This is a genomic window from Microbacterium sp. SLBN-146, from assembly GCF_006715145.1.
Taxonomy (GTDB): domain Bacteria; phylum Actinomycetota; class Actinomycetes; order Actinomycetales; family Microbacteriaceae; genus Microbacterium.
Map to the genome: position 1 here is coordinate 1,661,476 of NZ_VFMR01000001.1, position 23,669 is coordinate 1,685,144.

Annotated in this window: 18 protein-coding genes and 1 pseudogene; 11 read left to right on the forward strand and 8 right to left on the reverse strand. The window is 70.6% G+C overall.

Translation table 11 applies throughout. The annotated features are described in order from the left end of the window. Positions 1-4 precede the first annotated feature (4 nt). Positions 5-736 (reverse strand): alpha/beta fold hydrolase, encoded by a 732-nt coding sequence (locus tag FBY39_RS07055; protein ID WP_141931396.1) that lies wholly within the window; start codon positions 734-736, stop codon positions 5-7. A 93-nt stretch (positions 737-829) separates the two neighbouring features. Between FBY39_RS07055 and FBY39_RS07060 the strand changes: the two genes are divergently transcribed. Continuing rightward, positions 830-1,984, forward strand: a complete 1,155-nt coding sequence (locus tag FBY39_RS07060) for an exonuclease SbcCD subunit D (protein ID WP_141931398.1) — start codon at positions 830-832, stop codon at positions 1,982-1,984. Further along, entirely contained in the window at positions 1,981-4,953 is a 2,973-nt protein-coding gene (locus tag FBY39_RS07065; protein WP_141931400.1) for an AAA family ATPase, read from the forward strand. Before FBY39_RS07060 ends, FBY39_RS07065 begins: the two co-directional genes overlap by 4 nt. Positions 4,954-4,974: 21 nt before the next feature. Here FBY39_RS07065 and FBY39_RS07070 read toward each other — a convergent pair whose 3' ends face one another. Then, the gene (locus FBY39_RS07070; RefSeq protein WP_141931402.1) at positions 4,975-5,904 is read right to left on the reverse strand and encodes a hypothetical protein; all 930 of its coding nucleotides are present in this window, start codon (positions 5,902-5,904) and stop codon (positions 4,975-4,977) included. A 105-nt stretch (positions 5,905-6,009) separates the two neighbouring features. On the opposite strand from FBY39_RS07070, the gene FBY39_RS07075 reads away from it, so the two are divergent. Continuing rightward, positions 6,010-6,189 (forward strand): hypothetical protein, encoded by a 180-nt coding sequence (locus tag FBY39_RS07075; protein WP_141931404.1) that lies wholly within the window; start codon positions 6,010-6,012, stop codon positions 6,187-6,189. A gap of 36 nt (positions 6,190-6,225) precedes the next feature. Here the strand turns inward: FBY39_RS07075 and FBY39_RS07080 are convergent, their stop codons facing one another. Next, positions 6,226-6,783, reverse strand: coding sequence for a nucleoside phosphorylase (locus FBY39_RS07080; RefSeq protein WP_141931406.1), 558 nt, complete (start codon positions 6,781-6,783; stop codon positions 6,226-6,228). Positions 6,784-6,834: 51 nt separating this feature from the next. On the opposite strand from FBY39_RS07080, the gene FBY39_RS07085 reads away from it, so the two are divergent. Next, entirely contained in the window at positions 6,835-8,352 is a 1,518-nt protein-coding gene (locus tag FBY39_RS07085; RefSeq protein ID WP_141931408.1) for an MFS transporter, read from the forward strand. Here the strand turns inward: FBY39_RS07085 and FBY39_RS07090 are convergent. The 4 genes and pseudogenes from FBY39_RS07090 to FBY39_RS07105 all read right to left on the reverse strand — a co-directional run bounded on the left by FBY39_RS07090 (position 8,323) and on the right by FBY39_RS07105 (position 12,968). Continuing rightward, positions 8,323-9,927: an ABC transporter permease gene (locus tag FBY39_RS07090; protein WP_141931409.1), complete on the reverse strand. Its 1,605-nt coding sequence runs from the start codon at positions 9,925-9,927 to the stop codon at positions 8,323-8,325. The two genes, FBY39_RS07085 and FBY39_RS07090, sit on opposite strands and share 30 nt — an antisense overlap. A 62-nt stretch (positions 9,928-9,989) precedes the next feature. After that, positions 9,990-10,643 (reverse strand): annotated as a pseudogene (locus FBY39_RS07095) (ABC transporter ATP-binding protein); the annotation flags it as partial. 140 nt (positions 10,644-10,783) lie between these two features. Next, positions 10,784-11,440 (reverse strand): response regulator transcription factor, encoded by a 657-nt coding sequence (locus tag FBY39_RS07100; RefSeq protein ID WP_141931413.1) that lies wholly within the window; start codon positions 11,438-11,440, stop codon positions 10,784-10,786. Between the two features lies 1 nt (position 11,441). Further along, on the reverse strand, positions 11,442-12,968 hold the full coding sequence (locus FBY39_RS07105; protein ID WP_141931415.1) for a HAMP domain-containing sensor histidine kinase: 1,527 nt from the start codon (positions 12,966-12,968) through the stop codon (positions 11,442-11,444). Between the two features lie 90 nt (positions 12,969-13,058). Between FBY39_RS07105 and FBY39_RS07110 the strand changes: the two genes are divergently transcribed. The 3 genes from FBY39_RS07110 (at position 13,059) to FBY39_RS07120 (ending at position 15,457) form a co-directional block, all read left to right on the forward strand. Next, positions 13,059-14,210 (forward strand): phosphotransferase, encoded by a 1,152-nt coding sequence (locus FBY39_RS07110; RefSeq protein ID WP_141931418.1) that lies wholly within the window; start codon positions 13,059-13,061, stop codon positions 14,208-14,210. Positions 14,211-14,312: 102 nt separating this feature from the next. Beyond that, positions 14,313-14,744 (forward strand): hypothetical protein, encoded by a 432-nt coding sequence (locus tag FBY39_RS07115; RefSeq protein ID WP_141931420.1) that lies wholly within the window; start codon positions 14,313-14,315, stop codon positions 14,742-14,744. Positions 14,745-14,878: 134 nt separating this feature from the next. Further along, complete coding sequence (locus tag FBY39_RS07120; RefSeq protein WP_141931422.1) at positions 14,879-15,457, forward strand: hypothetical protein; 579 nt, start codon at positions 14,879-14,881, stop codon at positions 15,455-15,457. Positions 15,458-15,568: 111 nt separating this feature from the next. On the opposite strand, the gene FBY39_RS07125 is transcribed toward FBY39_RS07120, so the two are convergent. After that, positions 15,569-17,614 carry an NAD(+) synthase gene (locus tag FBY39_RS07125; protein ID WP_141931424.1) on the reverse strand — a complete coding sequence of 682 codons (2,046 nt, stop codon included), beginning with the start codon at positions 17,612-17,614 and terminating at the stop codon, positions 15,569-15,571. 75 nt (positions 17,615-17,689) lie between these two features. Here FBY39_RS07125 and FBY39_RS07130 point away from each other — a divergent pair, with 75 nt between their 5' ends. From FBY39_RS07130 to FBY39_RS07145, 4 genes are all read left to right on the forward strand, one after another. After that, positions 17,690-21,253: a bifunctional RecB family nuclease/DEAD/DEAH box helicase gene (locus tag FBY39_RS07130; protein WP_141931426.1), complete on the forward strand. Its 3,564-nt coding sequence runs from the start codon at positions 17,690-17,692 to the stop codon at positions 21,251-21,253. Positions 21,254-21,491: 238 nt separating this feature from the next. After that, positions 21,492-21,812, forward strand: coding sequence for a DUF3467 domain-containing protein (locus FBY39_RS07135; protein ID WP_141931428.1), 321 nt, complete (start codon positions 21,492-21,494; stop codon positions 21,810-21,812). 63 nt (positions 21,813-21,875) lie between these two features. Beyond that, positions 21,876-22,403 (forward strand): hypothetical protein, encoded by a 528-nt coding sequence (locus FBY39_RS07140; RefSeq protein WP_141931430.1) that lies wholly within the window; start codon positions 21,876-21,878, stop codon positions 22,401-22,403. After that, positions 22,400-23,653 (forward strand): type III PLP-dependent enzyme, encoded by a 1,254-nt coding sequence (locus FBY39_RS07145; protein ID WP_141931432.1) that lies wholly within the window; start codon positions 22,400-22,402, stop codon positions 23,651-23,653. Before FBY39_RS07140 ends, FBY39_RS07145 begins: the two co-directional genes overlap by 4 nt. The last annotated feature ends 16 nt before the right edge of the window (positions 23,654-23,669 follow it).

Here is a 23,669-nt window from a genome sequence, read left to right on the forward strand (position 1 = left end):
GGGCTCAGTTCTCGAGTGAGAACTCGACGATCGCGCGGGCCGCGGGCGCGGCGTCTCTGATCATCGTCTCGTGGCCGTGGCCGCGGATCTCGACCAGGCGCGCGTCGGGGATGTCGTCGGCGACCCTTACGCACCACGCGTGCGGAGAGACGACGTCGTTCTCGCCGCGGATGACGAGCGTCGGCACTGTGACCCGGTCGAGCACCACTTCGGGCCGGTGGGCCAGCATCGCGCGGTACTTGCCGCGAAGGCGCGGCCCGGCCCGCACGTATTCGCGGGCGCCGCGGAGGATGACGCGGGGCTTCTCGACCGCGAGATCCTTCACGAGACGCCACAGCTGTGCGCGGGCGCTGCGCGCCGTCGGGTCCGTCGACGGACCGAGCATGACGAGGGCCTGGACGACGTCGGGATGCCGCACCGCGACCTCGAGGGCGACCTGGGCGCCCATCGAGTGCCCCACGACGACGGCGGGGCGGTCGACCTCTGCGCGGAGGTAGGCGCCGACGAGGTCGGCCATCCGCTCGATCGTGAGGATCCTCGCGGGCTCGGGGGCGTCGCCGTAGCCGGGGAGGTCGACGGCGATGACGCGACCCGTGCCGATGAGGCCCTCCGTCAGGCCGCTGAAGACCGAGCGCCCCATCCCGATACCGTGGATGAGCAGGAAGACGCCGCGACCCGATCCGCGGCGTTCGGCGACGAGTGTCGCGCCCGCGTGCGTGAACTCCTCGACGTGCATGAGACCCAGCGTAGGACGGTCGTCGCATCGCTCTCGGCGAACCCTCCGCGGGTCTCCGCGTGCATGTCGGAGGTGCCGCCTACCGTGTGTGGCATGCGCATCCTGCACACTTCGGACTGGCACATCGGGCGGTCGTTCCACGGCAACTCGACGCTCGACGCGCTGTCGACCGTGCTCGGTGCCCTCGTGCGTCAGGTGCGCGACAACGACGTCGACGTCGTCATCGTCGCGGGCGACGTCTTCGACTCCGCCGTGCCGGCCGCCGCCTGCTACACGCTCCTCTCTGACGTGCTGGGCGCGATCGCCGATGCCGGTGCCTCCGTCGTCGTCACGAGCGGAAACCACGACTCCGCCGCTCGGCTCGGGTTCACCTCGGCGCTCCTGCGCGAGGGCATCCATGTCGTGACGGACCCTCTCTCGGTCGGCACACCGGTCACGTTCACCGATGAGCACGGACCCGTGCACGTCTACGGCATCCCCTTCCTCGAGCCCGGGATGGTGCGTCACCACTGGCCCGAGGCCGAGCTCCGGACGCACGCGCAGACCCTCGACCACGCGATGGGCCTCGTGCGCGCCGACCTCGGCACGCGCGGGGGGCGTTCCGTCGCGGTCGCCCACTGCTTCGCCGCGGGCGTGAGCGCGACGCCGCTCCTCGAACGCGACATCCAGCAGGGCGGGCTCGACATCGTGCCGCTGTCCGTCTTCGACGGGCCGGACTATGTCGCGCTGGGACACATCCACGGGCGTCAGCAGCTCGCCCCGCATATCCGTTATGCGGGGGCTCCCGTGCACTACAGCTTCAGCGAGGGTGACAAGCCCCGCGGGTCGTGGCTCGTCGAGATGGATGCCGCGGGCGTCGCCTCCGTCGACTGGCTCGAGCTCCCCGTTCCGCGGCGGCTCGTGACGCTTCGGGGTCGGCTCGATGACCTCCTGACCGCGGCGGAGTACGATGCCCACGTCGATGACTGGGTGTGTGCCGTCCTGACCGATGACACTCCGCAGCTCGAACCCATGCGCAAGCTCCGCGCGCGGTTCCCGTACGCCGCGAAGATCGAGCTCTCGCCCGCGAAGCGTCACGCGGGTGACGCCGTGACCTACGCGGAGCGCGTGGCGGGAGCCGAGACCGACCAGGAGCTCATCGCCCGGTTCCTCGCGCACGTGCGTGCCGGACGCGGGCCGAGCGAGCGCGAGCGCGAGCTCATCGACGACGTCATCTCGGCGTCGCGCGTCTCGGAGCTCAGCGCGTGAAGATCCATCGGCTTGAGATCGAGGGGTTCGGTCCGTTCCGCGATCGCCAGTGCGTCGACTTCGACGCCGTCGCGCACGACGGCGTCTTCCTGATCGCGGGAAAGACGGGTGCCGGCAAGTCGAGCATCCTCGACGCCATCTGCTTCGCGCTGTACGCCGACATCCCGCGCTACGACGACGGCGACCGCCGCGTCCGCAGCGATCATGCCGCACTCGATGAGCCCACCCGCGTCGTGCTGGAGTTCACGAACGGAGACCGCCGTCTGCGGGTCGAGCGCGTGCCGTCCTACGAGCGCGCGAAGAAGAGCGGCACGGGAACGACCGTGAGCGCCGCGCAGGCACGGCTGAGCGAGTTCATCGACGGTGCCTGGGTCGACATCGCCGCCCGCTCCGTCGACGTCGCGAACGAGCTCGCCGACGTTCTGCGCGTCACGAAGGCGCAGTTCCTGCAGGTGATCCTCCTCGCGCAGGGCCGGTTCGCCGAGTTCCTGCACGCGCGCAACGACGACCGTCAGCGGCTCCTTCGCACGCTCTTCGGCTCTCATCGCTTCAGCGACTACGAAGCCCTGCTCGACGCGCGACGCAAGGAGGTCGCGGAGACCCTCGAGTTCGAGCGTCGCGCGCTCCTCCTGCAGCTCGAGACGGCCGAGCAGCTTCTCGTCGATGCCGGTGTCGAGGTCGATCCCGACGCCGACGAAGACGCGCGTCGCGAGGCAATCGGAACAGCGAGTCTCCACGCCGCCCACGAGAGCGAGATCGCGGCCGCCGATGAGAGGGCCCTGCGCGACGCGCGTGACGCCGCCGACGCGACGTATGCGCTCGTGCGACGCCAGCGCGAAAGTCAGGAGCGTCGCGATCGTGCGCGAGCGGGTCTCGCCGCCCTCGAAGCACGCATTCCCGAGATCGAGCGAGCTCGATCCGAGCTCGCTCAGGCCGTGCAGGCCGAGGCCCTTCGCGGGATCCTCGCGTCGGAGCAGCGGGTGACGGTGAGCGCCGACGACGCCGAGGCTGCCGTCGAGGCGGCCCGCGCGGCGTGGCACGCCGCGGGCGAGCGCGCGGCGGACGACCACGAGGCCCGAATCGCCGAGCTCGCCGCCGTAGCGGGTGCGCTAGGCGAGGCACTCCGTGCCGAGGAAGCCCTGCCCGAACTCCGCGATGCTGCCGCGACGGCCGACACGGCCCTCGCGCGGATCGCTGCGCGCCGTGACGAGCACGCGACGCGCCGCGCGGCGCTCCCCGAGACGATCGCGGGTCACCTCGAACGGGTCGCCGCGGCGGCAGCGCGGGCGGAAGGACGCGACGCGGCGACAGCGCGGGTCGCCGAGCGTCACCATCGCCTCGGCGCGGCTCGTGAGGCGACGACGCTCGCCGACTCGCTTCGTGCGGCCGAGGCGGCGGCGCTTTCCGCGGGTCGCGCGCTGACGGTGGCCTCCGCGACGCTCGATGACCTGCGCGAGCGCCGATTCCGCGACCACGCCGGTGAGCTGGCCGAGACCCTCGTCGACGGCGAACCCTGCATGGTCTGCGGAGCGGTCGAGCATCCGTTCCCGGCCGCGCGTGGCGACGACCCCGTCACGCCGGACGACATCGATGCGGCGACGGCGGCGAAGGACGCGGCGATCGAGACGGATGCCGCGGCAGCCGTGGCGCTCCGGTCGGCGCGCGCCGCGCACGCCGACGCCGCCGCGCGCGCGGGCGGGCTCGACGTCGCAGCGGCGGAAGACGAGCTGGCCCTCGCTCTCGCGGAAGAGTCCGACGCGGATGCGGCAGCGCGCGAGCGCGACGAGCAGGAGGCGCTCCGTGCGGCCGCCGTCGCCCGGCTCGCGGTCATCGAAGACGAGCTTGCGGCGCTCGATCTGGAACTCCAGGCGGCTGACAGGGCCCGTGTGCGCGCGCAGGACGCCCTCGCGGCGGCGACAGACGAGGTCGAGCGCGCTCGTGGAGACCACCCGTCGGTTGCCGAGAGGCTCGCTGCCGTGACGCATCGCCTCGCTCTCGGTCGCAGGCGTGCCGCCGCCGAGAGCACGCTGTCGGAGCGGCGCGCGGCAGCGGCTGCCGCGACGCGCGAGGTCGACAGCGCGCTCGAACGCTCGAGCTTCGCCGATCGCGACGCGGCGCGAGCAGCCCTCCGCGACGACGCCGCTCGGGCCGCCCTCGACGCGACGGTGCGTGAGCACGAGGCCGATCTCGTGTCGCACCGCGGAACGCTCATGGACCTCGAACTCGAGGCGCTCCCAGAGGAGCCGATCGACCCGATCGGCGCGGCGATCGAGCTCGCGGAGGCGACGGAGCGCTGGCGGGCTGCGGTCGATCGACACGTGCGGCTCCGCGGCTATGCGGGTCAGCTGGCGGTGGCATCCGGTGCGGCCGACGCCGCACACGACCTCATCGCCGAGCGCGCGGGCGAGGCCGCCGTCATCACGGAACTCGCGAACGCCGTCGCGGGGCGCGCGCCCAACACGAAGAAGATGGATCTCGAGACCTTCGTGCTCGCCGCTGAACTCGAGAAGATCGTCGCCGCCGCCAACACGCGACTCACCGAGATGACCGACGGACGCTATCTGCTCCAGCACTCCGACGCGCTCGCGGCGCACGGCAGAGCGTCCGGGCTCGGGCTCGCCGTCATGGACCTCCACACGGGCCACTCGCGCCCCGTGCAGTCGCTCTCGGGTGGCGAGACCTTCCTTGCATCCCTCGCCCTGGCGCTGGGCCTCGCGCAGGTCGTCACCGCCGAGGCGGGGGGCGTGCGCCTCGACACGCTCTTCATCGACGAGGGCTTCGGTTCACTCGACCGCGACACCCTCGACATCGCCATGCGCACGCTCGACGAGCTGCGCGTCGGCGGGCGCACCGTCGGGGTCATCAGCCACGTCGAGGCGATGCAGGCCGACCTGCCGGCGGGCATCGTCGTCGAAGCGACTCCCGAAGGTCCGAGCGTCATCCGGCAGGCGGTCGCCGCCTACGCGTAATGCCCGCGCGGGCGGTCGACGTCAGTCGGCCAGGTGCTCCTGCGCGGCCGAATGCACGACGTCGTAGAACTCCGCTGCCTGTTCGGGTGTGAAGGCACCGCCGCTCGACTGAGCGAGCACCTCGACCATCGCGTCGCGTCCGGCGTCGCCCGCGAGGAGGCTGCCCTCGCCCATCGAGATGAGGGCATCGTCGGGGAAGGCGGTCTCCATCAGCTCGAGCGTGATGGCCGGGTCGATCTCCTGGAACAGCGTCAGCAGCTCGGGCCGGACTTCGGCGAGGAAGGCCTCTTCACCACCGGCGGTGGCGGATCCCCCCTCGGACTGTTCGACTCCGGGAGGGAGACCTTCCGAGCCCGAGTCCCAGCCGGCTGTCCCCAGGCCGATGATGACGATCGACCAGATGATCGCACCGATCCATACGCCGCTGCCGAGGACGGACACGACGATGGCACCGATTCCGAAGCCCTTGCCGCCCTGCTTTTTGTTCGCGAGCGTCACGATCCCGAGGATGAGCGCGACGAGCAGGAGGAGACCGCCGACGAGGGCGAGCACGAGGGATACCCACATCATGGGGATGAAAGCGACCGACGCGAGGACGACACCGAGGATCGCGAGTCCGAGGGACACCCATCCGAGCGTCTTCGGCCGCGTGTCGGGGCCGCTGGGCTGCGGCGTCGGGGCAGCGTACCCGGCGGCCGGGGAACCGTACGGAGCGGGCTGCTGCGCGTACGCGCTCGGGGGCGCGTACTGCGGGTAGGCCGCCGTCGGCTGGGGGGCAGGCGGCGGGTAGGCCGCCGTCTGCTGGTCGTCCTGACCGTACGCCGGATTCTCGGTCGCATACGCCGCGGGCATCTCGGGAACCGGCGGATACGCTGCCGTGGGCTGCGCGTCGCTCGACTCATCGGGCACCGGAGTGGTGCCCTTCGGGGTGGGCTCTTCGGGGTGGGACATGTTTCCTCGCTCGGCGTCGTGGTGGACACGCGCCCCGGCCGGATCGCCGCGAGTCCGCAGACCCGACGATTCCGAGCGACCACGCTGCGTGTCTAGGCTATCCCTATGAACAAGAACACCCTCTGGACGATCCTCGGCGTCATCGTCGCGATCGTCATCGCCTGGTTCCTCGTGAACATCCTCTTCTCGGTGCTCGCGTTCATCTTCAAGCTGCTGATCGTCGCCGTCGTCGCCGTCATCGTGTTCTTCCTCCTGCGCGGAGTCTTCGCCCGCGGGCGGGAATGACGTCACGGGATGCCGCGGCGTGCGGCATCCCGTCGGTCAGACGCCGTACTCGGCTCGGACGACCTCGCGCAGCTGCGCGCTGCACGCGGCCACCGTTTCGCGCCAATCCGTGATCGCATCGTCCTGAGCCCGGTCCGACACCGATTTCAGGACGCGGATAGGGACACCGAACTGCTGCGCCACCCAGATGTAGGCGTAGGTCTCCATGTCGACGAGGCCCGCACCGAGTCCCCGCACCACCTCGACCGATTCGGCGCCGTCGACGAAGTGGTCGCCCGTCGCGATCGTGACCCCGTCGCGGGCCGTGTCCACTCGGCCGGGGAGTGAGATGTGCTGTCCCACGACGCCGTCGAGATCGACGACATCGTGCTGGATCGCGGCCGCGATCTCGTACACCTCGGATTCGAGTGCCGGATCGATCGCGCCGGCCGTTCCGACGACGAGGATCTCTTCGTAGTCGGCGGCGTCGAGAGCGCGCGTCAGCGCGTAGGCGGCCTTGAGCTTTCCCGGTCCCGTGACCAGACGGGTGAAGCCGGGAAGGTCGGCGGGGAAGGCGGTCAATTCGGAGTCGAGCGCGGCGACGAGGAGTTTCACTGGATCATTGTCGCAAACCCCCGAGGCTGCACGAGGGTTAGCCTGAATCCGATGACTTCCTCAGCTGCGCCGGCCACCGCCGCGATCCCGCTATCGAGTGCCGCGCGCTGGCGCGCATTCTGGGTGTGCGTCGCCGTCGCGGCCATCACGATCATGGACCTGACGAAGGTCAACGTCGCGCTGCCGTCGATCGGTGAGGTCCTCGACGCGGGATCGACCGAGCTGCAGCTCATCGTGTCCGGCTTCGTCCTCACCTTCGGCCTCGCGCTCGTGCCGGCGGGGCGCCTCGGCGACCAGAGGTCGCGTCGCGTGCTGTTCGTCATCGGACTCTCGCTCTACACGCTCACGAGCATCCTCTGCGCGACCGCCCCGAATGCGACGGTGCTGCTCGTCGCGCGACTCCTGCAGGGCGTCGCCGCCGGCATCCAGATGCCCCAAGTGCTCGGAATGGCCCAGGAACTCTTCCAGGGCAAGGAGCGCGGCCGCGCGTTCGGTCTCTTCGGCGCGACGATCGGCGTTGCGACGGCGTTCGGTCCGACGCTCGGGGGCCTCCTCATCGCGATCGGCGGTCCGACCGACGGGTGGCGTCTCATCTTCTGGATGAACGTGCCGCTGTGCCTCATCGCGATCGCCCTCGTGCTGTGGCTCCTCCCCGCGACCCGCACGCGGTCTTCGCGTCGCATCCAGCTCGACCCCGTGGGCTTGCTCCTCTTCGGCGCATCCGTCGTCGCGTTCATGTGGCCGTTCCTCTTCACGACCGGTGCCCCCACCGACAATCCGGCCCGCTGGTGGCTTCTCGTCGTCTTCGCGCTCTTCGCCTCCGCGTTCCTCGCGTGGGAGCGCCGCTACGCCGCCCGCGGTGGTTCTCCGCTCGTGCCGCTCCCGCTCTTCCGAGTCGCGTCGTACCGCAACGGCACGATCCTCCAAGCCGCCTACTTCGCCGCCGCCCCCGCGCTGTTCCTCACGACGACGCTGTTCCTGCAGACGGGCCTCGGGCTCGAGCCCGTGTACGCGGGCATGGTGTCGATCGGGTTCGCGCTCTCGAGCGCCATCGCGTCGTGGGTCGGCGGAAACCTCGTCGGGCGCTACGGCCGCCCCGTCGTCGTGTGGGGACTCGTCGGCATCCTCGCGTGTGTCGGAGGCCTCGTCCTCACCGCGGTGTACGCCGACCCGGCGTGGACGCCCTACGTCATGGCGGGCGTCATGGTCATCGGCGGATTCGGCGGCGGCCTCGTGATCGCTCCGAACCAGACGCTCACTCTCGCCGAGATCCCCGTCAAGCAGGGTGGCGTCGCGGGCTCGGTCGGTCAGCTCGGCCAGCGCATCGGCACGGCGGTCGGAACGGCGGTCGCGCTGTCGCTCTTCTACGCGACGATCTACCGCGAGACGGGCGCGAACGACGACCTCGTCGTCTACCACGACGCGTATGCGTTCGGGATGCTGTCGGTCGCGCTTTTCCTCGGAATCGCCTTCATCGTGTCGATCCTCGATTTGAGAGAGCGTCGCAAGGGGCAGTCGGAGGATGCCGAGGCCGCAGGGCTACGCGGGGACGTCGCGCCGTCGCAGTAGTGCGAAGGCGCCGCCTGCGAAAACGGCGGCGGCCGCGAGGGGCAGTGCCAGCGCCCACGGATCGATGGGCTCGATCGGCACGGCCGGCACATGCCGCAGAGGGCTGACGTCCTGCAGCCATTCGGGAAGACCCAGGAGGTCGCCGAACTGGCCGAGGACGAGGCCCACGGCGAGGAGGCCCCACCCGAGCGCGATCGTCTCGCGGGGAACCGTGGCGAACGCGAGCGCCGTGAGCGTCACGAAGACGGCCCCCGCGGGGAGGAAGACGCCCACGGCGGCGAGTGACTCGGGGATCCGCTCCGCGCCTCCACCGGTCGCGGCGAGGCTCATGCCGGCCGCGAATCCGCCCGTGATCGCGACGATGATCATCGCCCCGATCGCCACCACGAGCTGTCGTCCGAGCCATCCACCGCGGGGGAGAGGGGTCGAGAGCAGGAGCTCGGCGCGCCCCTCCGCCTCGTCGGCACGCATCCGGGTCATCGCCTGGACCCCCGCTGCTGTGGCGAGTGTCGCGCTGAGCCCGAGGAGGGCGACGGTGAACGCGGCACCGGTGTCGACCTCGAGCCCCGGCGACAGGCGTCCGATGAGCTCCGCGAGGGCGTCGTTCTCCGCTACCGCCTCCGCGACGACCGGACTGAGCAGTCCCGCGAAGAGGCCGAGGATGCCGGCACCGATAGCCCAGCCGATCGTGGACCCCCGCTGCATCCTCACGGCGAGACGACCCGCCGACGCCCGCGCCCAGACGGGCCGACCCGTCCGCTCCGCGATGAGGCTCTCCCCGAGGTCGCGTCGGGCCCGGACGAGGATCGCGGCGACTCCGGTCACGGCGCCGAGGCCGACGACCGCGAGGAGCGGGAGCGGATCGGCCGATGAGAAGGGAGCGGTCGCCTGTGCCCAGCCGATGGGCGAGAGGAAGGAGATCCAGGACGGCGAGACCGACGTGAGATCGGTCGCCGTGCCGAGCGCGTCCCCGATCCCGCGGATGAGATAGGCCACTCCGACGATCGCCGCCGCGAGCCCGTTCGCGCCGCGTGAACTCGGCATCACTTGCGCCGCGAGCGCGGCAATTCCGGCGAAGCACACACCGATCGCCCCGATCGCCGCCGCCATGACGACGGCCGATCGCAGCTCGTAGCCGAGAGCGAGTCCGATCCCTGCGGCACCTGCCGCGAGCAGGACGTCGGCAGCGAGCGCGATCCCGAGAGTCACCCTCAGCGGAAGAGTGCGCGCGATGGGCGTGGCCGCGATGAGCTCCGCACGGCCGCGTTCCTCATCGGCGCGGGTGTGGCGCACGACGAGGAAGGTGTTCATGAGGCCCGTGAGGATCGCGAGGAAGGCGAACGTCTGGAAGAAGACGAGCGCACCGGTCTCCGCTCCATCGGGAAGGCCACGCAGGAAGAGGAACGCCGGATTGCCCGCCGCGACGGCAGCGAGGGCGATGCGCTCCTGCTCGTCGCCGAACTCACGCGCGACTGCGATGCCCGACGCCGCGAGCAGACCGAGGATCCCGAGCATCCAGATGGGCAGCAGCCAGCGTTCGCGCCGCAGCTGAGCGCGAACGAGAGCGCGGGTCACGACGCGTCCCTCGTGTAGTGGCTGAGGAAGAGCTCCTCGAGCGACTCCGCACCCGATCCCGTGATCTCGGCCATCGTGCTGGTCTGCACGGTGCGCCCGTCGCGGATGATCGTCACGCGGTCGCACAGTTGGCTCACTTCGCTGAGGATGTGGCTCGACAGCAGCACCGTCGCCCCGCCCGCGCGCACGCGGTCGATCTCCCGCCGGAATGCCGCCTCCATGAGTGGATCGAGCCCCGACGTCGGCTCATCGAGCACGTAGAGGCGTGCGGGGCGCGCGAGCGCCGCGATCAGCGCAACCTTCTGCCGGTTGCCCTTCGAGTACGTCCGGGCCTTCTTCCGGGGGTCGAAGTCGAACTCCTCGACGAGTCGCTCCCGCTCGGTCGTCGAGCCGCCACCCCGCAGACGCAGGAGGAGATCGATCGTCTCGCCGCCCGTCAGGTTCGGCCAGAGCGCGACGTCGCCGGGCACGTAGGCGATGTCGGCGGTGATCTCGGTCGCGTGGCGCCACGGGTCGCGGCCGAAGACGGTCGCTGTTCCCGAGCTCGCGCGGGCGAGTCCGAGCAGGATGCGGAGAGTCGTCGACTTTCCCGCGCCGTTCGGCCCGAGGAAGCCGTGCACTTCGCCCTCCGCGACATCGAGGTCGAAGCCGTCGAGGGCCGCCGTCCGGCCGTAATTCTTGCGCAGATCGCGCACGTGGATGAGGGGAGAGCCCATGGTCTTCCTCCGGTCGAGCCAGGCGCCCGAATGGTCGCCTGAGGTTGCCGCTGTGTCGCGGGCCGACCAGGCTTCCCGGCTCTCCGAGGGATGACGGTACTCCTCGCCGGGCCCCCGCGCCAGTGCCTTTCGAGCGCGTGTCAGACGAGCCGGTAGCCCACTCCGCGCACCGTTTCGATGCGTCCCTGGCCGAGCTTCTGCCGCAGGTACCCGACGTAGACGTCGACGACGTTCGAGCCGGGATCGAAGTCGAAGCCCCAGACGCGGCTGAGGAGCTGCTCGCGGCTCAGCACCTGTCCGGCGTTGCGCACGAACTCCTCGGCGAGGGCGAACTCCCGCGCCGACAGTTCGACGGCGCTTCCGTCGAGATGGGCTCGGCGGGTGCGGATGTCCAGCACGAGATCGCGGTGCGAGAGCACGGTCGTCGTCGACCCCGTGTCCCGCCGCATCCGCAACCGGATACGCGCGACGAGCTCGTCGAAGCGGAAGGGTTTGCCGAGGTAGTCGTCGGCACCGCCCTCGAGCCCCGCCACGGTGTCGGAGATCTCGACGCGCGCCGTCAGCATGATGACGGGCATCGTGGATCCCGACCCCCGCAAGTTCTCCAGCACGGCGAATCCGTCCATGCCCGGCAGATTGACGTCGAGGACGAGCAGATCGAACTCGCCGCTCAGCGCGAGATCGAGCGCTTGCGGCCCCGTTGTCGCGACCGATGTCGCGTACCCGGCTGCGCGCAGTCCTTTGTCGATGAAGCCCGAGATCCGTGCTTCGTCGTCGGCGATCAGAATGGATGCCACGTCACGTCCGCCTCTCCGCTGCGCCGACGGGGGTCTGGGGGGAAGCCGCGTCCACCGGGAGCGGCGGGCGCGGGGGGATCACGAGCCCCGGGGGGAGGGATGCCGCCCCGATGAGGGGGAGGGAGATCACGAACTCGGCGCCGCCGCCCTCGGCATCCACGACGCGGACGCTGCCGCCGTGTGCCCGCGCGATGACCTGCACGATGTTGAGGCCGAGGCCGCTGCCGGCGCGCTCGCCGGCGTCGGCGCCGCGGTGGAAGCGGTCGAACACGTGCGGCTTCGACTCATCGTCGACTCCGGGCCCGAAGTCGCGAACGGACAGCTCGAGCCGTTCGCCGACGACGCGGCTGGACAGCACCATTCGGCCACCGGCATGGGTCACGGCGTTCTGGGCGAGCTGGAGGACCGCTTGCGTCACGCGCCCCGGATCGAGCGACGTCACGATCTCCGCACGCGTGCCCATCGCCGCATCCGCGCCGTCGATGCCTTCGGCCTTGCGCAGGATCTGGCGCATGAGGTCGTCGACGTCGGTCGGCACGGGGCGCACGGGAGCGGGGCCGTGGAGGGCCGCCGCCGCCGCGAGATCCTGGACGAGGTCGGCCATGCGCTGGAGCTCGTCCACGACGAGGTCCCGCGTCTCGCGCACATCGGCGGAGTCGTCGGGGTCGACGACTTCGAGGTGACCGCGCACGATCGTCAACGGTGTCTTGAGCTCGTGCCCGACGTCGCTCAGGAGCCGTCGCTGCGAGTCGAGCGCTTCGTCGAGCCGGTCGAGCATCTCGTTCATCGTGCGGGCGAGCTCCGAGACGTCGTCGCGCCCCTCGATCGGCAGCCGTTCGGAGAGCGATTGGGCGGAGACGCGCTCCGCCGTCTCACGCATCTGACGGAGCGGACGCAGCAGCCGCGTCGTCACGAGAGCCGCCGCGGCCGCGATGAGGAGGAGGGTGACGAGCGAGGCGATCAGGAAGACGCGCGCGGCGCTGTTGATCTCGGCGAGCTCGGCCTCGACGTCGTACGCGATCACGAAGGTCGCGGGGGGTGCGGCATCCGTGTCGACCGAGATCGGAATCGCGAGGTACCGCCACGTCACTCCGTCGTCGGCATACGTGCCGATGACGGGATCGGCGCCGCGTGAGGTGCTCACGACGTGGCTGACGAAACCGGGGGCGGACTGCAGGTCGACGTCGAGGGGCACCCCTGGGACGAGACGGGGCTGGCCGTCGACGAGACCGATGACGCCCGTATTGTCGTCGGGTGCCGCGCGCTGGACGACGGCTGCGAGCGCCGCCGTCGCGTCGTCCCACGCGAGCGTCTCGCCGTCGCCCTGTTCGACGAGGTAGCGGGCCGAGGCGAGGTTCGCCTCGAGGAGATCGTCGACCTGGTCGAGGATGCGCTGGCGTTCTTCGACGTAGACGACGAAACCCACGGCGATGAGGCCGAGGGCGGCGACGACCGTGATGACGGCGATGAGGCGCGTGCGGACGGACACGACGGGAAGTCGTACGCGCGTTCCCCGTCTCCTTTCCACGATTTCAGTATGGATGTCTGATCGGGCACGAACCGGATTGATAAGAGACATCTCATGGGTCGGGACGCTCTCCCGTGCTGTGATCGAAGGATGTACATCGCACCGCCCGAGCGCGCGCTCCTCGTCGACGCGCTCGCGCTCGACCCCGCTTCGGAGATCACACTCGTGAGTCGCGAGCCGCTCGGTAGCGGGTCGGTGGCAGGCTTCTCCGTCGCGTCCGTCGACGGCTCCCTCACCTACTACGTCGACACGTCGACGCGTCGAGTGGTGCAGGAGACGGGCCTCCTCGTCGGCACGCCGGAGGAGCCGTCGGTGCGGATCTGGCTGCATCCCTCCGATCCGTACCTCCCCGCTCTCGCCGCCGTCGCGTTCTCGCAGGCGGCCGAGACGCTGCTGGACAGGCTCGGCGTCCGGGCGACCGGGATGCCGCAGATGGTGGCGTACCGGCCGGGTCGGCGCGCTGTCCTGCGCGTCCCTGTCGGAGACACGTTCGCGTGGATCAAGGCGGTCCTGCCGTCCCGGACGTCGGCCATCGTCGACGCGCACCGTGCCCTCGCGGACGCCGGGGTGCCCGTGCCGGCGCTCCGTGGATGGTCGGACGCGGGCCTCGTCGTGTGGGATCACGCCTTCGGCACCGCCGCGCAGGACGCCGACTGGACGGCCGACGGGCTCCTCGACGAGGTCGACGCGCTCCGCGACCGCCTCGCGCGGGCTTCGATCGAGCGTTCCGCCCGTACGGACCTCGTTCGCCGCCTCGAGTGGTACGCCGACCGACTGGACACCGTCCTCCCCGACGCCTGGCGTCCCGTCGCCGCCGGCATCGCCGCCCGAGCGCGCGCGTCGTGGGGCGAGGAGCCGGCCGTCACGATCCACGGCGATCTGCACTTCGGGCAGGTGTTCCTCGACGCGGACCTGCGGGTGTCGAGCGTCATCGACGTCGACACGGCGGGTCGCGGCGAGCCGAGCGACGACACCGCCGCGTTCCTCTCGCACGCCATCGCGAGCGCCCTTTTGACACCTGCGCCCCGCGATCTGCGGCTCTGGGAACTCGCCGATCGAGCGATTCGCCGATGGGATGCCGCCGGCTCCGGGCTCCGAGCCCGGGCCGCGACACACCTCCTCGGCCACGCGATCGGCGCGTGGGAGCTCGGTGACCGGGAGCGTGCCGAGCTCCTCCTGCGCGCAGCGGACGACGTCTCGCTCGGTCGCGTCGAGCCTCTCCGGGCAGCCACGGAAACCTAAGAGGCGTCTCACGGACTCCTTCGATACGGCTTACCGCTCGCCGTGACACTGGAAGAGTCCCGGCGGGGTCCGACCCCCCGTCGGAGTCGGAAGGAGAAGGAAATGCCTGAGAAGAAGAAGTGGATCACGTACGGTGTCGCGGGTGCCCTGGGTCTCACGCTCGTCGGCGGCGCCGCAGCGGCGACCGCGGCGAACATGGACCTGCGCACGGGTGACGGCGCCGTCGTTCCCGGTGGGGCCGTCGTCGGCTCGAAGGGGTCGGTGCTCGACAGTGGCACCGTCCAGATGCGGGCAACGGACACGTCGGCATCCGTCATGTCGTCGCCCTCCCCGTCGCCGTCGCCGGCTTCCCCGGTGACGCCGGCATCCCCCGCATCGCCCGTCTCGGCGGTGAGCGCCCCCACGCCGGTCCCCCCTGCACCGGCACCCCCCGCACCGGCGCCCGCGCCGCCGGCACCTGCGCCGGTCGACTCGCCGGCATCCCCGCCGTCGGCACCCTCGGCCGGATCGGTCGCGTCTGCCGGCAGCAACTGAGCAGGTCCCTTCGGAGGGGCGGCGTCTTCACGCCGCCCCTCCGTGGTGTCTTTTCTCCGGCGCGTGCCGCTATCGCCCGGAGTCGTGTCCGGGCAGGATGTGAGTGCGGCCCCGCCGCACGAAGTGGAGGACACATGCAATCCGTCCTGCTGGACACTCCCGCCGGCATCACCGCGCGGCTCGGCTGGGATCCGAAGATCGCCGAGCACGACCGCAAGCGTCTCCTCGCGAAGGAGATCATCGCCGAGCGACTGGGTATCGAGGAGAAGGCCGTGCGCGTGGAGCGCGAGTCTCCGGGGACGTTCGGTTTCCACACGCAGCTCATCGCCGAGGTCGCGGGCGCGGAGGTGCCGCTCTCGGTGAGGAACGCGAACTTCCGCGCCGCGACCGTCGTGGCCGTCGCCGATCCCGCCGTCCCGATCGGGCTCGACCTGCGTGACGCGCACCCCGACGATGCGGAACTGCGCGTCATGAAGCGGCACTCGCACCTGTTCGACGAAGACGATCTCGGCGTACTCCTCGCTCACTGGACGCGTGTGCAGGCGGTCCGCGACGCCGACGGCCGCGGGACGAGGGTCGCCGCCGACCACGTGCGGCTCGACTCCGCCCGCACGAAGGGGTGGATCCCCGACCGCCGCGTCTTCTATCAGCTGTCGGACCTGTCCCGCGACGGCTGGATCATCACGCTCGCCTACGGAGCCCACCCCGCCTGATCCCTCGGCTTCCCATCGCAGAACTGAGGGGATCCGCGATTCTGAGGAGGTTTGCGGCATCCGGGTCCTCAGGTTCGCGGATCTCCTCGCGAACGCGCGGATGCCGCGGGGTCAGGCCTGCGGAAGGGCGGCGTCGAGCTCCGCGAGCCACGCGCGGGCGTTGCCGTCCGAGGGGGCGCGCCAGTCGCCCCGCGGCGAGAGAGAGCCCGCGGGGGAGACCTTCGGTCCGTTGGGGATGGCGGACCGCTTGAACTGCGCGAACGCGAAGAAGCGCTGGAGGAAGACGCGGAGCCACTTCGCGACGGTCTCGAGGTCGTAGGCGAAGCGGTCGCTCTCGGGGAAGCCGGGGGGCCAGGCTCCGGCATCCGGATCCGCCCATGCCCGCGAGGCGAGGAAAGCGATCTTCGAGGGCGCGAAGCCGTAGCGGAGCACGTGGAAGAGGGCGAAGTCGTGGAGGGCGTAGGGCCCGATGCGGTCCTGTGTCGACTGGATGCGGCCGTCCTCGCCCGCCGGCACGAGCTCGGGGGAGATCTCGGTGTCGAGCACCGACTGCAGAACGACGGCCTCGGCATCGTCGACGCCCTCGCCCGCCGCGATGACCCAGCGGATGAGGTGCTGGATGAGGGTCTTGGGCACGCCGGTGTTGACGGCGTAGTGGCTCATCTGGTCGCCGACGCCGTAGGTCGCCCAGCCGAGCGCGAGTTCGGACAGGTCGGACGTGCCGATGACGATTCCGCCGCGCTGATTGGCGAGGCGGAAGAGCAGGTCGGTGCGCACACCGGCCTGCACGTTCTCGAACGTGACGTCGTAGACCGGCTCGCCGTCGGCGAAGGGGTGGCCGATGCCCTTCAGGATCTCCGTCGCGGTGGGGCGGATGTCGATCGTCTCGATCGACGCTCCGACCGCCTCGGCGAGGGCGATGGCATTGGACTTCGTGTGGTCGCTCGTGGCGAAGCCGGGCATCGTGTAGGCGAGGATGTCGCTCCGCGGTCGCCCGAGCCGGTCCATCGCCCGCGCGACGACGAGAAGCGCGTGCGTGGAGTCGAGTCCGCCCGAGACGCCGATGACGGGCTTCGGGTTGCCGATCGCCCGTAGACGCTGCTCGAGCCCGGAGACCTGGATGTTGAAGGCCTCGTAGCAGTCCTGAGCGAGGCGGGACGGGTCGTCGGGGACGAAGGGGAAGCGATCGAGCGATCGCCGCAGCCCGATGTCGCGCGGCGTCGGGTCGAGCTGGAAGTGCACCGTGCGCATGCGGGGATCCGTCGTGCGCCGGTTGTCGTCGAAGGTGCCCTGGCGAAGACGGTCCTGTCGCAGCCGGTCGAGGTCGACGTCGGCGACGGAGCGTCGGGGTCCGTCGGGGAAGCGCTCACTCTCGGCGAGCAGCATCCCGCCTTCGTAGATCATCGTCTGGCCGTCCCACGAGACGTCGTTCGTCGACTCGCCCGTACCTGCCGCCGCATAGACGTAGGCGGCGAGGCAGCGCAGCGACTGCGACTGCACGAGCGTCTTGCGGTCGTCCGCGCGGGCGATCGTGATGGGACTCCCGCTGAGGTTGACGAGCACCGTCGCTCCCGCGAGGGCCGCCGACGACGAGGGGGGGATCGGCACCCAGACGTCTTCGCACACCTCCGCGTGGAGGACGAGGCCCGGAACGTCGAGCGCTTCGAAGAGCAGATCGGGGCCGAACGGCGCCTCGAAAGCTCCGATCCGGATGTCCGCGCCGGCCTGGTCGTCGCCGGGGGCGTACCAGCGACGCTCGTAGAACTCGCGGTAGGTGGGGAGGTACGACTTCGGCGCGACGCCGAGGATCTCTCCGCGGTGGATCACGACGGCGCAGTTGTAGAGGCGCGAGCCCTGCCGGAGCGGTGCCCCCACGACGAGGACGGGCATGAGGTCGACGGATGCCGCGACGAGCTGCTCGATCGCGGCGACGACGGCCTCGAGCACGACGTCCTGCATCACGAGGTCCTCGATCGCGTATCCCGTGAGGCACAGCTCGGGGAAGACGGCGACCGCTGTGCCGTCCTCATCGCATGCGCGTGCCGCGTCGAGGACCGCCGCGGCGTTGGTCTTCGGGTCGGCGATCGCAACGGGGATCGTGCACGCGGCGATTCGTGCGAAGCCGTGCCGGTACACGCTCTCGAACGGAAGGCTCATGACCCCAGTCTGGCACTCACGCGCGCGGATCCGGCTGTCCGAACCCCCGGCTAGGGTCGGGGGGAAAGGGGAGGCATGCGCTACATCGAAAGTGAAGGCCGGATCGTCTGGAGTGCGAGCGACCTGAAGGCCGCGGCCGAATGCGAGTTCGCGTGGATGCGGGCTGTCGACGCCAAGCTCGGCCGTGTCCCCGCCGTCGAGGAGCCCGTCGATGAGACGCTGGCCCGCGCCGGGCGTCTCGGGATCGTCCATGAGCAGCGCGTCCTCGCCGACTACGTCGCGCGGTTCGGTGCGGCATCCGTCACCGTCATCCCCGAGACGGCGTCGCGCGACGTCGAGGCGCTCGCGGCCGCCGTCGCAGCGACGAACGCGGCTCTCGCCTCCGACGCGCAGGTGATCTACCAGGCGGCGTTCGCGACGTCCGACTTCGTGGGGTTCGCCGACTTCCTCGTGCGCGACGAACGCGGCAGGTGGATCGTGCAAGACACGAAGCTCGCCCGAAGGGCCCGCGTCACGGCGCTCATGCAGCTCGCGGCATATGTCGATCAGCTCGACCGGTTGGGAGTTCCCCGCGCCGACCGTGTGGAACTCCTCCTGGGTGACGGCACGACCTCGGTCCATGCGGTCGACGACCTCATGCCCGTCTTCGGGCTGCGGCGCGAGCGGCTCGCGGCCCTCGTCGCCGATCGGCGGCTCGACCTCGGTGCGGGCGGCGCGCCGCTCGCGTGGGGCGACGATCGCGGCCAGCTCGCGGTCGTCGCGTGCGGCCGGTGTGCGACGTGTGACGCCGAGGTCACGGCCGCCCGGGATCTGCTGCTCGTTGCGGGCATCCGGCCCGTCCAGCGGCAGCGCCTCCGCGATGCGGGGGTCACGACGATCGACGACCTGGCCCGGCTCGACGAGCCCCCGGCGCGGATGAGCGTCGAGGTGTTCCGGATGCTCCGCACGCAGGCCCGACTGCAGCTCGAGAGTCCTGCGGGCGGTGTCGCCGTGGCATCCGAACAGGCGAGCGACGCTCCCGTCGCGATCCCGACGTTCGAGGTCGTGCAGGCGCAGGCGCTCGCGGCGCTTCCGCGCCCCGACAACGCCGACATGTTCTTCGACTTCGAGGGTGACCCGCTGTACACGGAAGACGGCGTGCACCCCGATGCCGTCAAGAACTGGGGCATCGACTACCTCTTCGGGTGGGTCGATGACCGCGAACAGTACTCGGCGCTCTGGGCGCATTCCTTCGCCGACGAGAAGCGGGCGTTCGAGACGTTCATCGATGTCGTGACGCTCAGACTCGCGCAGAGCCCCGGCATGCACATCTACCACTACGCACCCTACGAGCCGACGCACCTGCTCGCGATGGCGGCGCGATACGGCGTGCGCGAGGCCGATGTCGACCGGCTCCTGCGCGACGCGGTCTTCGTCGACCTCTATCCCATCGTGCGGCGTGCCCTGCGGGTCGGGTCGAGGTCGTACTCGATCAAGAAGCTCGAGCCGCTCTACATGGGCGCCGACGTGCGCACGAGCGACGTGCAGAAGGGCGACGACTCGATCGTCAGGTACGTCGAGGCACGGGCGCTCGCCGAAGACGACCCCGATGCGAGCGCCGCGATCCTCGCAGACCTCGCCGACTACAACCGCTACGACTGCGTGTCGACGAGGCGCCTGCGCAATTGGCTCGTCGATCGGGCACGCGAAGCAGGACTCCGCCCCACGCCGAATCCTGATCCCGACGAGAACACCTACGAGCCGTCGCCGCGCGCCGGGATGCTTGCCCGTCTTGCGGGCGATCACGAGGCGGAGTCGGCTGCCGCGCTCGCCCTGCAGTTGGGGGCCGCGGCGATCGACTACTACCCGCGCGAGGCGAAGTCCTTCTGGGCGACCCACTTCCTCCGGCTCCGCGAACCCGTCTCCCTCTGGCAGGAGACCCGCGACGTCCTGGTCGTCGATCCCGATCTGTCGCGCGCCACCGACGACTGGCACTTCGCCGAGAGTGGTCGAGGAGGGGAGCGCCGCACGATCGAGCTGCGCGGCGAACTCGCTCCGGGAACGAGGATGAGCGTCGGCACCCAGCCATTCGCGCTCTACGAGGTGCCGGCGCCCTATCCGTTCGAGGCGAAGCCGCGGTGGATCCATGCGGCGCGACCCGTGACGGTCGTCGAGGTGCTCGACGACGGCGTCGTGGTGGAGGAGACCGCGGTCGACGGAGTGACGTGGAGCGACCTCCCGCTCGCGGTGACTCCCGCTCCGCCGCCCCACGCGGGCAAACAGCAAGCGGCGATCGACGAATGGGCCGACGCCGTCATCGCGGCGGCACCCGGGCTTCCCGGCGACGCCGCGACGGATCTCCTCGCGCGTCGACCGCCTGCGACGAAGAGCGGCGCTCTGCCGGCATCGCGGGGTGATGACGTCGATGCGATCGTCCGCGGCATCCTCGACCTGGACCACAGTTTCCTCGCCGTGCAGGGTCCTCCCGGCACGGGCAAGACCTACGTCGGCTCGCACGTGATCGCGCGGCTCGTCCGCGAACGCGGCTACCGCATCGGCGTCGTCGCGCAGTCTCACGCGGTGGTCGAGCACATGCTCGATCGGATCGTCGCGGCGGGTGTTCCTCCGCAGCAGGTCGCGAAGGCGCCGAAGTCGACGGCGTCGGATGCCGCACCCCCATCGTTCACCGTCATCCCGAAGAACGGCGTCGCGGCGTTCGCCGCCGAGCATCCCGAGGGCTTCGTCGTGGGCGGAACGGCGTGGGACTTCGCGCACGACGGCCGCATCCCGCGCGGGAGCGTCGACCTTCTCGTCATCGACGAAGCGGGACAGTTCTCGCTCGCCTCGACGATCGCCGTCTCGCTGGCATCACCGCGGCTCCTCCTCCTCGGTGATCCGCAGCAGCTTCCGCAGGTGAGTCAGGGAACGCATCCCGCTCCCGTCGACACGTCCGCCCTCGGGTGGATCATGGACGGCGCCGACGTCATCGCGCCCGAGTTCGGCTACTTCCTCGGCCGCACACGCCGGATGCGTCCCGAGGTGGCGGCACCCGTCTCGGTGCTGTCGTACGGGGGTGAACTCGCGGCGCATCCCGCGACCCACCTCCGCGCGCTCGAGGGTGTCGCACCCGGAGTGATCCCTCTGCCGGTCCGCCACCGCGGGAACGCGACGCAGTCGCCCGAAGAGGCCGCGGTCGTCGTCGAGCTCGTGCGGGATCTCCTCGGCCGCACGTGGCGCGACATCCGCTTCGGCGACGGAGATGACGCGACGACGTGCGATCCGCGTCCGCTGGAGCAGCGCGACATCATCGTCGTGACGCCCTACAACGCCCAGCAGGTCGAGGTCGAAGAGGCGCTCGCTGCGGCGGGATACGCCGACGTGCCGGTGGGGACGGTCGATCGCTTCCAGGGCCAAGAGGCCGCCGTCGCGATCGTGTCGCTCGCGGCCTCCTCGGGGCGCGACGCGCCGCGCGGACTCGAGTTCCTCCTGCTGCGCAACCGTCTCAACGTCGCGCTGTCGCGTGCGATGCACACGGCCTACCTCGTGCATTCCCCCGAGCTGCTCGACGACCTTCCCCACACGCCCGAGGGCGTTGCGCGGCTCAGCGGCTTCGCGCGGCTCGTCGGACGCGACACGTCGGCCCGCCCCTCGGGGGTTTGAGCACGGGGGCGCCCGCCATCGGCGACGCCGATCCGGCACGTTTCGGCAGGTCGCATCCCTGCGCCCCGCCGGCGAGGCGATGCGCCGCGTGCGAGGCGCTGCGCCGCGTGCGCACGCCGTGTATGGCCTCGGTCGCGGGGTGTCGTTTCGGCGGCGAGGTGCTGCGTGACACCCCCTCCGGCCCGCCCCTCGGAGTCGTCCGCGTAGACTCGCGGAAGCGACCCGACGGAGGCATTCTGTGGCCGATGAGGCAGCCCGACAGTTCGAGATCGATCTTCCCCCGGAGGTGGTTCCCGGCTCTTACGCCGACTTCGCGAACGTATGGCACACGCCATCCGTCTTCGTGATGGACTTCCTCGCCCTCGCGAGGCCGCCGCGCGAAGAGGTCGACGAGACGACGGGGGAGCGGCGGACGGTCGTCCCCGCCCGTGTGGTCAGTCGCATCCGCATCCCTCCGGAGCAGGTGTTCGAACTCGCCAAGGCCCTGACGCAACAGCTCGAGTTCTGGGAGCAGGAGACGGGACGCCGTTCCGCGTCGGACCCCATCGTCGGAGACTGACCCCCGCCCGCAGACGTATCACGTCGCACCCTCGGCCCTCTCACGGTGAGAGAGGGGCGCATCATGACGTCGATCCAGGCCGCGGGCTCCCGCGGCGAATCCGAGGGAGCCGAGGGTGATGCACCCACGCGCCGGCGCCGCGGCATCCGGTTCTGGATCATCCGCTACCTGCCTGCCGAGATCTCCGGCACGGCGGCGATGGTGGTCGCGGGGCTTGCCGCATCGGTCTGGACCGAGAACGACGCCCTCGTCGCCGTAGCCGCGCTCGTGGGCGAGATCGTGGGCTTCTACGTCGTGCTGGCCGCGACGGTCGCGATCGAACAGGCGCGGCTCGGCCAGCGTCGCGTCCTCGCGCGCACGTCGATGCTGCTGGTCGCCGAATTCGGCGGTGCCGAACTCATCGACACCCTCCTCGTGCGGCCCCTCGCGCTCCTCGCGGGCGTTTCCCTGCTGAAGGACCCCGTCGTGGGTCTGCTGGCGGGCAAGATCGTGGCCGACGTCATCTTCTACGCCGTCGCAGCGGGTGCATTCACCGTGACCGAGCGAACGGGCCTGCGCCGTCGCGGCACGGACCGGAGGGTCGCCTCATGAGCGTCCGACTCGTCGATCGCGTCGCCGTTGCGGAGCTCGTCGAGGTGCGGCGTCGCGAGACGGCGGCGCTGTTGTCATCGGATGCTGCGCGTGCCGCGCTCGCCGTCCGGGGGACGCCGCTGCTGCTCCTCGACGTCGGCCGCGTCACGCGACAGTACCTCCGCCTGAGGCGGGCTCTTCCCTTCGTCCGCTTCCACTACGCCGTCAAGGCCCTCGCCCATGAGGCTGTTATCGGAGCCCTCGCCCGCGCCGGGTGCGACTTCGATGTCGCGACGCGCGAGGAACTCGATCTCGTGATGCGCCAGGGAGCACTTCCCGGGCGTGTGCTCCACACGCATCCGATCAAGAAGATCTCGGAGATCTCGGGTGCCGTTGCGCTCGGCGTCCGCACGTTCGTCGTCGACAACGAGGTCGAGCTGGAGAAGTTCCGCGGTGCGCCGTCGGGCGTCCGTGTCCTCGTGCGTCTCGCGTATCGGAGCCCGCACGCCGCGAGTGATCTGTCGAGCAAGTTCGGTGTCGGCGCGCACGAAGCGGAGCGTCTCGTTCGCCACGCGGTCGACCTCGGCGTGTGCGTCGCGGGCTTCAGCTTCCATGTCGGAAGCCAGCTCGACGACCCCGACCGCTTCGCCGATGCCGTCGAAGAGACGATGGCGCTCGTCGAGGATCTCGAATCCCGACTGCCGGTGCGCTTCTCGGTTCTCGACATCGGGGGAGGCTTCCCCGTCGCCTACGACGTGCCCGTCTCGTCGATCGAGGCGATCGCGGAGCGGATCCGCCCCTCCCTCGAGGTCGCTGCATCGAGGCTGGACGTCATCGCCGAGCCCGGACGGATCCTCGCTGCGGAGTCGATGACACTCGTCACGAGCGTCGTCGGGATCGCGGAGCGTGACGACGGACGCTGGTATTACATCGACGACGGCGTCTACGGCTCGTACTCGAACGTGGTCGCCGAGGGCGTGCATCCGCTCGTCTTCGCGGCGTGCGAGCTGCGCTCGCGCCGCGACGATCACCGCTGGGCGACGGTCGCGGGGCCGACGTGCGACTCGACCGACGTCGTCGCCCGCGAAGTCCTCCTCCCCGACCTCGCGGTCGGCGATCTCCTCGCGAGCCCCGTCATGGCGGCGTACACGAGCGTCACCGCGACACGCTTCAACGGTCGAGAGCTGACTCCCATCGCGGTCGTCGATCGCCGGATGGTGCAGCCCGCGGCATCCGTTTCGCCACCCGTTCTGCGACGGATTCCGGCCTGACGCCCTGCGGGCAAGG